The sequence below is a fragment of the Olivibacter domesticus genome (genome assembly GCF_900109575.1).
In the GTDB taxonomy this organism is placed as follows: Bacteria; Bacteroidota; Bacteroidia; order Sphingobacteriales; family Sphingobacteriaceae; genus Olivibacter; species Olivibacter domesticus.
On record NZ_FOAF01000001.1, the window covers coordinates 23,708 to 35,729 of the forward strand.

The 12,022-nt window shown below is 37.6% G+C and carries 12 protein-coding genes; 3 read left to right on the forward strand and 9 right to left on the reverse strand.

All coding sequences use genetic code 11. The annotated features are described in order from the left end of the window. Positions 1-6: 6 nt before the first annotated feature. From BMY50_RS00090 to BMY50_RS00105, 4 genes are all read right to left on the reverse strand, one after another. On the reverse strand, positions 7-1,578 hold the full coding sequence (locus BMY50_RS00090) for an ABC transporter permease/substrate-binding protein (RefSeq protein WP_093316277.1): 1,572 nt from the start codon (positions 1,576-1,578) through the stop codon (positions 7-9). Next, positions 1,571-2,536, reverse strand: coding sequence for an ABC transporter ATP-binding protein (locus tag BMY50_RS00095; protein ID WP_093316279.1), 966 nt, complete (start codon positions 2,534-2,536; stop codon positions 1,571-1,573). Before BMY50_RS00095 ends, BMY50_RS00090 begins: the two co-directional genes overlap by 8 nt. Before the next feature lie 8 nt (positions 2,537-2,544). Beyond that, complete coding sequence (locus tag BMY50_RS00100) at positions 2,545-3,936, reverse strand: mercuric reductase (RefSeq protein WP_093323374.1); 1,392 nt, start codon at positions 3,934-3,936, stop codon at positions 2,545-2,547. 144 nt (positions 3,937-4,080) lie between these two features. Next, a complete protein-coding gene (locus BMY50_RS00105; protein ID WP_093316281.1) occupies positions 4,081-4,584 on the reverse strand; it encodes a DinB family protein in 504 nt (167 codons plus the stop codon). A 619-nt stretch (positions 4,585-5,203) separates the two neighbouring features. Here BMY50_RS00105 and BMY50_RS00115 point away from each other — a divergent pair. Next, a complete protein-coding gene (locus BMY50_RS00115) occupies positions 5,204-6,667 on the forward strand; it encodes a sialate O-acetylesterase (RefSeq protein WP_093323376.1) in 1,464 nt (487 codons plus the stop codon). Between the two features lie 41 nt (positions 6,668-6,708). Here BMY50_RS00115 and BMY50_RS00120 read toward each other — a convergent pair whose 3' ends face one another. Further along, positions 6,709-7,380 (reverse strand): YceI family protein, encoded by a 672-nt coding sequence (locus tag BMY50_RS00120; RefSeq protein WP_093316285.1) that lies wholly within the window; start codon positions 7,378-7,380, stop codon positions 6,709-6,711. A 402-nt stretch (positions 7,381-7,782) separates the two neighbouring features. On the opposite strand from BMY50_RS00120, the gene BMY50_RS28375 reads away from it, so the two are divergent. Both BMY50_RS28375 and BMY50_RS00130 read left to right on the forward strand, forming a co-directional pair. Next, positions 7,783-8,067, forward strand: a complete 285-nt coding sequence (locus BMY50_RS28375; protein WP_238383623.1) for a hypothetical protein — start codon at positions 7,783-7,785, stop codon at positions 8,065-8,067. Positions 8,068-8,090: 23 nt separating this feature from the next. Continuing rightward, positions 8,091-8,354, forward strand: a complete 264-nt coding sequence (locus tag BMY50_RS00130) for a hypothetical protein (protein WP_202907707.1) — start codon at positions 8,091-8,093, stop codon at positions 8,352-8,354. A 13-nt stretch (positions 8,355-8,367) separates the two neighbouring features. On the opposite strand, the gene BMY50_RS00135 is transcribed toward BMY50_RS00130, so the two are convergent. The 4 genes from BMY50_RS00135 to BMY50_RS00150 all read right to left on the reverse strand — a co-directional run bounded on the left by BMY50_RS00135 (position 8,368) and on the right by BMY50_RS00150 (position 11,361). Further along, positions 8,368-9,132: an SDR family NAD(P)-dependent oxidoreductase gene (locus tag BMY50_RS00135; protein WP_093316289.1), complete on the reverse strand. Its 765-nt coding sequence runs from the start codon at positions 9,130-9,132 to the stop codon at positions 8,368-8,370. A 91-nt stretch (positions 9,133-9,223) separates the two neighbouring features. Beyond that, on the reverse strand, positions 9,224-10,132 hold the full coding sequence (locus tag BMY50_RS00140; protein ID WP_093316291.1) for a helix-turn-helix domain-containing protein: 909 nt from the start codon (positions 10,130-10,132) through the stop codon (positions 9,224-9,226). 73 nt (positions 10,133-10,205) lie between these two features. Beyond that, positions 10,206-10,685 carry a nucleoside deaminase gene (locus BMY50_RS00145; protein WP_093316293.1) on the reverse strand — a complete coding sequence of 160 codons (480 nt, stop codon included), beginning with the start codon at positions 10,683-10,685 and terminating at the stop codon, positions 10,206-10,208. A 46-nt stretch (positions 10,686-10,731) separates the two neighbouring features. Beyond that, a complete protein-coding gene (locus BMY50_RS00150) occupies positions 10,732-11,361 on the reverse strand; it encodes a hypothetical protein (protein WP_093316295.1) in 630 nt (209 codons plus the stop codon). Positions 11,362-12,022: the final 661 nt, after the last annotated feature.

Consider the following 12,022-nt stretch of genomic DNA (forward strand, 5'->3'; position numbering starts at 1 on the left):
ATTTTATTAATTGCTTTCTAAATAATGTTTAAGATTTGAAATCGTTTCAATGCCTAAATCTTGTGCTTGTTTTTGTCGCATCATTAAAGCATAGGTATTATTAAATCCTATGGGTTTTAACCATTTAACAGCATATCTTCTCTGAAATTCTTTCTTGACATACTGATAAGTTTTGTCTTTATCGCCGGCTAATGAGTCAATCGTTCTTTGAGTCGGTTGTAAAATAGTTAGCAAACCCGTACCGGTATATTCAGGATAAAGGTCTATCTGATCGTTCGTTAACGCATCAAAACATATTTTGGTACCACCTAATCCTGTTTTTGTTGCTACACCGTAATTGGTATAACCTTTTATTAACATGCTATATATATTGGCTAAGATATATTGTTCCCCAAATATTTTTGAGCCAAGTCGTATAATACCTGTATTACTATTGGCTTCTTGTCTCCATAAATTATTTGCCATTAAAAAATCTTTTGCTACTTTTTCTGGAGATTGATGAAGATAGTCAACACGGTAATTTAAATCTGTCATAATGCTATCATTTATTTTATCCGATAGTAAATTGAGCGTTTTTTCGAGTTGCGGAAATTTCCTCAGCGCCTTATTGCTAACAATCGGGGCTGCGTAGTAAGGTGGGAATATTCCTTTATCATCTTGCAGTGTGAACAGATCATAAGCTTTTAGACGACCGTCAGTTGAATAGCCACTTATAATATCCAATTGATTTTCATAGGCAGCCTTATACATAACTGCATCGCTTATGACAATAGTATGTATCGTTAGACCATACTTGCTTTGAAGACCAAGATTACCATCCTGTCTGCCCATAAATTCGGGCGTGAAGCCAGCAGTAAGCTTACCTCCATAGGCAGATGGTATAAAATACAAAGAAGCCAATAATATAAGCAATGCAGGTGCTATTTTCATGGCAGTGCCTACTGTCTTAAAACTTAATCGCTGTGCCCGTGATAGCAAAAAATCAAATAAGAGCGCTAACAGTGCAGCAGGAATAGCCCCTGTCAAAATCATATTGGTATTATTTAAGGAAATACCGCCAAATATAAATTCACCCAAGCCACCGGCAGCAATATAAGACGCCAAAGTCGCTACGCCCACATTAATAACGGTAGCGGTACGAATTCCTGCTAATATAACGGAGGTGGCTAACGGTAGCTCTACACTAAATAATGTTTGCCATTCGCTCATACCCATCGCTACAGCAGCTTCCTTTACAGCAGGGTTTACTCCCGTAATACCTGTATAAGTATTGCGAATAATTGGTAGTAGAGCATATAAGAATAGAGCTACAATAGCTGGTTTAGCGCCAATTCCGAGGACTGGGATCATAAATCCCAATAAAGCAATACTTGGTATTGTTTGTAAAATACCTGCAACACTTAAAACGGTTCCAGATAATTCTTTTTTACGTGCAATGAGGATTCCTAGTGGCACACCAATCAATACAGCCGCAAATAGCGAGATAAAAGTAAGCCCAATATGTTGGAGCATTTGGATCAATAGTTTATCAGACTGCTCCCACATAAAATTCAAAAGAGTTTGTTGTTGTTCATCCATTGGATAGGGTTCTTTTATATTGATAAAAAGCAGCCATCAGTTGTTCGAATTCAACAGTTCTAAATTCATTTTTTTGGTGATGTAAGATGCATATAACTTCTACTTCATTGAATTTGAAACTTTCTAAACCTGTCCACAGATCCGTTTCGGCAGATAATGTATTCATTTGCTGCTGATTATTACCTGCTGGTAGCCAATTCCATAGATCGAGCAGTTGAATTGTTTTAAACTCCAACGATAAACGTTGCTCTTTTAAAAAGTCGCTTACAAAAGTGTTGATAGGTTTAAACAGTAATTCGGTAGGTGTGCCGGCTTGAACAATAGCCCCTTTATCCATAAGACAAATACGGTCGCCAAGTTCAAATGCCTCTTGAACATCATGCGTCACCATGATAATAGTCTTTCTCTTCAATTCGTCTAATGCCTTAAATTCATCATGAATTTTTGAACGAGTGACATTATCGAGTGCACCGAAGGGCTCATCCATTAATAAGAGGGGTGGATCCGCTACTAAAGCCCTCGCTAGTCCTACACGCTGCTGTTGCCCTCCGCTTAACTCATGTGGATAGGCTTGTAAGTAGTTAGGTGAGAGGTGAAGTTTCTCCAATAGCTCTCTTATTCTTTTCTCTGTTCGTCTTTTCTCCCACTTTAATAATTGTGGTACGACGGCGATATTTTGCGCTACCGTAAAATGTGGAAATAAGCCGTTATTTTGCAAGACATAACCGATACTTCTTCTTAAAATGGTCGGCGACTGATGCATGACGTCTCTACCGTCAATATAGATTGTACCGGCGCTTGGTTTTATGAGCGTATTAATCATCTTAAGCGTCGTAGTTTTTCCACATCCGCTGGGGCCAAGTAATATAAGGTTTTCTTCGGCCTTTACTTCGAAAGAAATATCCTTCACAGCATCGGTGTTACCGAACGATTTGCTGACATTTTGTACTTTTATCATATAATGGTTTAGTCTTCTAGCATCATAAAAAGATTATTCAAAGACTCCGAATAAAGCGGATGGGCAAATACGCAATAACGTATACGGTCGTACGTTATATTGCCTTCCATAGCCATTTGTAACACCGACATGATCTCGCCGCCCTCGGCACCAAGTATGGCTACTCCTAATATCTTTTTTGTTTTAGTATCCACTATAGCTTTCATAAATCCACGTGTGTCACCAGTTTCAACCGCTCGCGCCACACTGGTCATTGGTAGCTTGGCAATTTTTATTGCTAATTTCCGTTTCTTAGCTTCGTTTTCACTTATTCCAACACGCCCTAAAGGAGGATCTGTAAACATGCAATAGGGGATTGGTCTGTTGTTGGCTTTATAGTTTTTATTTTCTAGAAGATTTCGATAAACAATCGTATAATCATTGTAAGAAATGTGCGTAAATGCCGGGCCACCTTTCACGTCTCCCAGTGCATAAACTCCCTTTACATTTGTTTCCAATTTACTATTTACTTTTATATAACCCTTATCATCAAGCTTTACACCAGTTGCCACTAAATTCAATGTTTCGGTTTGTGGTGTACGTCCTGTGGCAACTAATATGTGACTGCAGGTGATCTCTTTTTCCTGCTGACGTTTTTTGACAGTGGCTACTATTTTTTTCTTATTGTTTTGTTTAAATTCAATTGCTTGTGAGTCCGTCAGTATATCTATACCTTCATGCATTAATATTTTTTGCATTTCTTCAGAAACGTCCTCATCTTCATGTGGAATAAGTCGCTCTGATTTTTCAAGTATTGTTACTTTACTTCCAAATCGGCGGAACATTTGGCCGAATTCCAAACCGACATAATTGCCACCGATAACTAGCAAATGCTCAGGTGCCTTGTCTAAATCTAAAATGGTAGTAGAGGTGAGGTAATCTGTTGTTGCAAGTCCTTTTATCTTAGGTATAAGCGTTTTAAGACCTGTATTTAAAAATATAAGATCAGCTTTAACTATTTTTTCTTTACCGTTATTTAGTTTTATAGTGATTGTTTTGACATCTGTAAATGTTGCTTCACCGAAGATGAGATCTAGGTTTTTCGTTTCTTCCAGGGCCTTTTGATTTCCTTTTCGTGCATTTTCAACGATATTATCTTTGCGCTTTTTTATCTGCTTCATATCTACCCGGTAGGCTCTTATAGGAACACCTAGATCTGCGCTCTTCCCGGCAGCGTAAGCCGCTTTTGCTGATGCTGCCCAAGTTTTCGTTGGTGTGCATCCGTCATTTATGCAAGTACCACCAATCAATCTTTTTTCAATAAGTATCACCTTTTTTCCTGCATTGGCCAGTTTTTTAGCTAATGGGACACCAGCTTGACCGGAACCAACAACAATTGCATCATACTGCGTGATTTTCATACGTTGGTTTTTTTGTTTAATAAATATCTTTGGAAAAACCATTAACCTTACGGTCAATATTAAAATAGCTCACTTGAAAACACTTTATTTTCTAACAAGATAGCCTTGAAATGGTTTTTAAATAATTGGTTGCTTGCATGTAGTTTAAGAAGTAGGCCAAAGATTTTTTAGTTTGCGTATAAGGATAATTTGACCTGTATGGTAGGCTGTGTGATCGATAATCAATAATGCCTCGAGAAATAGGCTTTGACCAGTACCATAATCAAATGGTTCTAGTAATTGTACTTCATGCCGAATAATGAACTTTGAGAATTCTTCTTGATCTCTCTTTATTTGGGTAATTGTTTGTGTCCACTTTTCCTCATTTAATGGTTGTTTGTCCTCAGGCCAGTATCCGGCCGGCCATGGTGGAGACTGATACTTCTCATTTCTTGAAAATTCAAGTATATCATATTGTGTGATGCGAATATGTTCTGCCAATTGCCATATGGTATAAGGAAATTCATTTTCCATTGAACCTGCTTGTTGCCATGTAAGGCCGTCCAATGCTTCAAATACACTTACGTGAGCACCGCTTTGGTTAAAACGATCCAATAATTGATCACGTAATACTCTCGAATAGTTGATTTTCTTTTTAGCGTTTTCCATATCTCTTATTGTCAATAAACTGTTTCATCTTTAACAGTGTGGATATTGGATTGTTCTTGCAATATAGTAGCAATATACAAGATTTAGTTTGGCATTATCCTTGTTCTTTTTTATAGAACTAAGTTATGAGTTACTGTTATTTAATACTTGTCTTTAAAAAAAAGATAAAATCACTTTTAACAGTCGAACTAATCAAAAAGCATTTAACTGATATGAAAAAGTTTCTTTATAATTCGTCCGCAGATCTAGATAAGTTTCACTTGAAGTTAATCATTAGTTTAATTCTTTCGACAGCATCTTTTTTCTTGTTTCATCAAGTTTTTTTAAAGTTTCGTATCGATTACATCGTTATATTATCAATTTGTGTTGTTTTAGGAACCTTTGTTTATTTGCTTATGTTAAAGTATTTATGGAAAGTAAAGTCTTAGCTACGTTTGCTTACTTTCTTCTTCTCGTTCCAAGAAATAAATATTTGTTCGCACTCTTTGCATGGAAAAATCTATAGCTTATTTACATGTTAAATTCTACCACAGAAGGGTTAAAAGCGAGTACTCGGTGTCTCAAATTTATAACAAGACATAGTAAATACATTGTGAATATCTTTAAAAAGCCTTATTTCATGAATTCAATTATTAGCCTTCTTTTAAAAAAGCATATCGTTTTTCCCGATCAATTTAACTATTTAAAAAAACAATGGCTTTTCACTGCGTTCCTAGTTTTTGCATTTGGATCCTCTTTTGCTCAAACCACGGTAAATAGCTTGTTTAGTGATCACATGGTTTTGCAACAAAATACCAAAATACCAGTTTGGGGAACTTCAAGTTCGAGCAATAGCGTAAAGGTAAAGTTTAATGGGCAAGAGATGACCGCAAAAGTTACTAACGGTAAATGGATGGCTACATTGCAGCCAATGCCTGTTGCAAAGAACGGGTTAACCATGGAGATTTTAGCTGATGATACGATTCGGATTCATGATATATTGATAGGCGAAGTATGGCTTTGCAGTGGGCAATCTAATATGGAACGTCAACTAGGGCCTCGTCCGCCACAGCGACCGATCGAGAATTGGGAGAATGAGAGAGATAAAGCTAATTATCCGTTGATCAGAGAATTTTATGTTCCTCGCCTTTATGCTAAATCGCCACAAAAAGATGCGTTTGGAAAATGGCGTGTATGTAGCCCCACTACTGTCGTTGATTTTTCGGGTGTAGGATATTTTTTTGCAGAAAAATTATATAAACAACTTAATGTACCCATTGGTATTTTGTTTTCTGCTTTCGGTGGTACCCCGGCTGAAGATTGGACGAGCAGGGCTGCATTAGAGAACAACCCAGAATTAAATAAAATCGTAAAAAATTATGTTGAAACGATGAAAGCAGATTATAAGCCTCGAGGCCAATGTCTTTCAGGCCTGTACAATGGTATGATTTATCCACTGCTTCCGTTTGCGATAAAAGGAGTAGCTTGGTACCAAGGTGAATCTAATAATAGTAGAGCGGCGCAGTATCAAAGTGTACTCAGTAATATGATAAAAAATTGGCGCCAAGATTTTAAACAAGGTGATTTTCCCTTCCTTATTGTACAGATTGCACCTAATAAGAACATGAAGCCTGAATTGCGAGAAGCTCAACGTTTAGTGGTAGAAGAGGTGCCTAATACAGCTCTTATTGTAACGACAGATTGCGGCGATGCCGACGATATACATCCAACAAATAAACGTCCGGTGGGAGAGCGTTTGGCGTTGGCAGCAAACGCCTTAGGCTATCATGGAAAGAATGAGTATCGGGGACCCGTGTGTAAGTCCCATGAGGTAAAAGGAAATAAATTGTATTTATATTTTGAACATATTGGCGCCGGTTTAGTTGCAGGCAGGAATAAGGGGCAGTTACAAGGATTCGAGATTGCAGGTGCCGACGGAAACTATCGGTTAGCTGAAGCAGTTGTACAAGGATCTGCAATTGTATTAAGTAGTCCGCATGTACAAGAACCCAAATCCGCAAGGTACGGTTGGGATAATGTTCCTGATGTTAATCTTTATAATAGCGAAGGCTTACCTGCGTCACCCTTTATAATAAGGAATTGAATGCTATTACAAAAGGCCCGGCTAATGTCGGGCCTTTTGTGTTAATTTTTGATCGCCTTAAGGTCAAATCCTATTACTACATCTTTGCTAATCGCCCAATTTTCAGGGCTTCCCTCCGTTTTATAGTTAATGCCCCAAGCGCTCCGGTCAATGGTAAACTTGGCCTTTGCTGTTAACTCATTGTCTGTTACTGCTACTTGCGCTGGGAAGGTGATGTTCAAAGTACTATCCTTTAAGGTAAGATTGCCACTAATAACATTAGTAGCACCAGGGAGCAAACTCTTTTGCTGTGTGCTATCGTACGGTGCAACCGATGTGATCACAAATTTAGCGGTTGGATATTTTGTCGCGTCAAAAAAATCGGCACTTTTTAAATGCCCTTCCAAATCTGTGTGTTTTTTGTCTGCTTCCGTTACAGACTTAGGGTCTACTTGTAAGCCGGTCAAACTGAACTCTAGATCACCAGCAGTTATTGCTCCATTTTCTGCAGACAGAGAGCCGTTGGTGACTTTGATAATTCCAAATCTTGGCGCTAATCCACCTTTATGGGTGGCATTCCAATCAACGCGCGTTGTTAAGGTGTCAATCTGATAACTGTTGCCGCTCGATACTGCGGCTTCTTTCTTTTCCTCGGTTTTAGCTTGATCGCTTGAGGTACCGCCACATGCTGCGAGAAGTAGGAGCAGGGCAAATGCTGGAATCATTTTCTTCATAGAATGCTTTATTTTAAAAGTCTATAAAAGTAGTAGAATTACACGATATTTAAAAGTACTTTGAAAAATCCTAATTCAGTGTTAACCGAAGCAATTATTCAAGCTTGTTGGCTGCAGTTGTTTAAACATTGATAATGTGCTGTTGCAAAGCATTGCTAATGTACTTGAAAGGAGCCAAATAATAGCTATTCACAACTAATATTGTCACAATGGCTTCTAATTTATTATATTTATCACATGAAAATTTCCTTTTTGCCTATCACATTGCTTCTTATTTCGCTAATGTCATGTAATCCATCAAAGAAGTCATCCATACCGATAGAAGGAACATGGCGATTGGTGTCCGCTACCACAATCAAACAGGGGGTTAGTTCCACAACTGATTATACAAAGAAATCTAGTATGATAAAGATAATCAACCATTCTCATTTTGCCTTCTTAAGACACGACGTAAACAGTCCGAAAGACTCTTCGAATCGTTTTGATGCAGGTGGTGGCAGTTATACGCTGAAAGGTGATATATATACGGAACATTTGGATTATTACAGCAATCGAAATTGGGAAGGGAACACCTTCAATTTTACCGTAAGTATTAGTAATGATACACTTATGCAAAAAGGAGTGGAAAAAGTTGAGCAGGAAGGTGTCGATCATGAAATCATCGAACGATATGTTCGGGTTAGATAGGCTGCTAATTAAACCTATATGAAATGATTAAACCAATTGTGCAGCTTTCATTTAAACCTTTCTTATTTAATATTAAGGCAACCAAAGATGGCATGTTCAGGGCGTACAACAAAAGAACAGGAGAACTGCTGCTGGAAAAAACACTTCCAGCAGCAGGTTTCGCTACTCCGAGCACTTATGAAGTTGGTCGTAAGCAATATGTAGTAATAGCCTGTGGAGGAACCAAGTTAGGAATGTCAAAAGGCGATAGTTACGTTGCTTTTGCTTACCTTAGTAATAGCGCTTGAATAATGTTCTTTTTTAAAGATTCATGCCGCCTGACGCTTCAATCCGTTGTCCATTAATCCATCGTGCGTCATCCGTACATAAAAAGGCGACCACCCCCCCAATATCATCAGGAAGCCCTACGCGTCCAAGTGCTGTAACGTTCGCTATCTGCACATTGACTTCTTTATTATCTCGTACGAGCCCCCCACCAAAATCGGTTTCGATGGCTCCTGGAGCAACTACATTTGCTGCAATCCCACGTGCACCCAACTCTTTTGCTAAATAGCGTGTAAGGGTCTCAATTGCACTTTTCATGGAACCATAAGCCGAGGAACCCGGAAAAGAGAAGCGTGCAAGACCGGAAGAGATATTGATGATACGTCCACTATCATTCATAAACTGTAGTGCCTTCTGTGTTAAAAAAAACACACCTTTATAATGAATATTCAACGCAGTATCAAATTGTTCTTCTGTCGTTTCGGAGAAAGATGCGTGAAGACCAGTCCCTGCGTTATTGATTAGAAAGTCAAAGTGTTCGGTCTTGAAAGTATCTTTTAAGACCGTTTTTACTTCATTAAAAAAAGCATCAAACCCCTTAATCTCACCTGCATTTAATTGTATTGCTTTCGCTTTTTGTCCAAATTGTTCAATTTCCGAAACAACAGAAAGTGCTTCCTCTTTTTTGCTATTGTATGTAAGGATTACGTCAAACCCCTTTTCGGCAATTCGGAGAGCCATATTTTTTCCCAAGCCACGGCTACCACCTGTGACTAATGCGATTTTATTCTTTGTCATCATTTTTTATTTATTTGATAAGACAAAGGTCATATAAATAATGCTCAAGCTGTTTGCAAAAAGCAAAACAATCGTTGCAAAAATCAAATTATATTTATTGTATTCTGAAACTGTTGGGAGAAAAGGTTGTTTGTTTTCTGAAAAAATTGGAAAAATGAGCTACTTCTTCAAACCCTAAAGAATAAGCAATTTCTGAGATATTCCAATCGGTTTGTTTTAGTAATATTTTGGCTTCCTGTGTAATTCGGTTACTAATAATACTAGTGGTGGTTTTGCCTGTGTTTTCTTTGAGAACTTTGTTCAAATAATTGACATGAATAGCCAAACGATCGGCATAATCTTTAGCTGCCCGCAAATGCAAGCGTTGCTGCGGTGATTCTATTGGAAACTGCCGTTCCAATAATTCGATGAATAAAGAAGTAACCCTTGAAGCTGCATTATGTGTAGGATGCAATGCACCGGCAGGTTGTAATTTTTGTCCGTAATGAATGATTTCCAATACATAATTACGTAACAGATCATACTTATATACATAATCTGAAGACAATTCTTTATTCATCTTCATGAAAATACTTGTAAGCTCTTCTACCTGTTCATTTGTAACCTGAAATATAGGAAAGCCACCGGGTTGAAAAATAGGTAAGTCTTCCAGCACCACACCGCTTTTATTGCGAATAAGAAATTCATCGGTAAAAACACAAAAGTAGCCAGTCTGATTTTCGTCTTCTGGTACCCAATGATAAGGTACCCTTGGCGTGGCGAAGAGCAATGCGCTTTTTTGAATATCAATTACCTTGTCGGCATATTCAGCCCTGTTTTTTCCTTGTATTAAGCTGATTTTATAATAAGCTCTTTTGTTGTAGGGCATCACTGATCTTACCTTAAGCTGTGCAAACACTTCTTTGTAGCTGAATACGTTGAAATGCCCGATTTCCTTTGCTATCTCTTGGGGGATATTAGTAGCTATCTGTTTGTAAAATTGCTCAAGTGTTGTGTTTTCCATATCGAAGAGATTTGTAAAAATCAAATATAAAGAACGGATTTGAATTGAAAAATTAAATCACAACGCTGTTCAATTAATAAAGCCCTTTTTTCTCCTTTTGTTCCCATGAATGAAAAGGTTTAAGAAACTTTTCATCGTGATAAAGTTCAAAAGAAATCTTTCTCTCAGCTATCGATAACGCTATTTCCTCGTAGATAAAGGCGTCATCGAAGCCAGCAGCGGCAGCGGTAAATCGCGTGCACGCATATATTACGCGTGTTGGTCTCGCCCAATAAATAGCACCAAGGCACATAGGGCAGGGCTCACAGGAGGCGTAAAGTGTACAACCTGTTAACTGATATGTCCCGAGCTGCTCGCATGCATTTCTTATAGCAACGATTTCAGCGTGCGCGGTAGGGTCATTACAGGACGTAACTAAATTGGAGCCGCTCCCTATAACTTTTTCATTTTTTACGATGACACATCCGAAAGGTCCTCCTTTGTTATTGATCACACCTTCGGTAGCAAGATCAACAGCTTGTTGGAGAAATGAGATGTCTTTTTGAGTAATCATAATGCCCTATTATTTAACTAATTTATGATTTTCTTATAAATGTTTCTTACTGTGCAAAAGCGTGCGCTATTGTGGAACGGTACTTTGCATCTTTCTCTTGAAATTCAATGCTTCGCTTATAGGTATCGAAAGTGAAAAATATCTCCCCAGGATTTGATGATTTTTGATCGAAGAACAATTTGAAACTATTCGTAGAAGATTTATCGAGATTAACGGGTTTTTTATTTGAAAAAAATGCCAGAGGTTGGATAGGTTCTGTTTTCATTTTGTCAATACCGTTTACATGCCATAGTTGACCTAAGGCTGAAACAAATAAGTCGCTTTCCATTCCCGATTTCTTAAACGTTACTGACCCTGTCTTGAATCCATCTTTTTCATTTACAGACCCGTCACTGTTAATTCCAGCAGGGATAGTTTTGTTAACTTCTACTATGAACCCAACTGTATCGTTTAGATATAATCCTTTCGCCACATAGGAAATGGACGTATCTCCTTCCACTTTATCCACTATACCAAGGAAAATAGAGGAGGGATTTTCAGAATTTCTGACAATAGGCACCAGTTTCGTGGTTCCCCTATTAGACTCACCTGATGTCGAAGCATTGTTGCAAGATGATAGGAGGGCAATTGACAATAATATCGTCATTGACGGATTTATTTTTCTTCTTTTAATCATTATATGCTTATTAATAAGAGTTAAATATTTTGTTGCTCATAATACTATAGCAACAACAACGAAACTTAGACTTTGTTGTTGCTATTCTACTACTGGCATTTCTTGGTTATTTCTACCTTATCTTGTTGTCTTTACAGCCGGTATTAGCGTTAAGTTCGAGAGTGGATGCAAACGTACGTCAAGAATTCTACAATGAATGATTGTATTCAAATCTTGATAAAAAGATAAGAAATTTTGATAAGTGTTTATTTGACATTATATTTGTGCAGGTTTATAATTGGTTAGCAAGTCTTCGTTCTCCCCGTTCAAAGGCTTGCTCTTTTTTATTCTACTATTGAAAACATTGGTTTTTAAAATCCTTTTGATTGATTTGCTCAATCGTTTTTTGCAAACAGCAAAATATTATTTTTATTCATTCGACAGCTTTGAGTTGGCCGTTGGCTCTTATGCTAAATGTAACTTTCCAATTGCTTTCTTGTAGAAATGTCAGAGAATTATTGATGGGTTTGTATCCTATTTTAGGATTAAAAATTAGGCGATTTAAAAGAGAGGGTGGTTGATCATAAGATCTTTTATGGGTTTTCTTGTAAATTATGAACAAAATGAACAAGGAAAAATGTAAGATGTTTCGCGTTATTTATAATGAATTTTTAAGCTCATG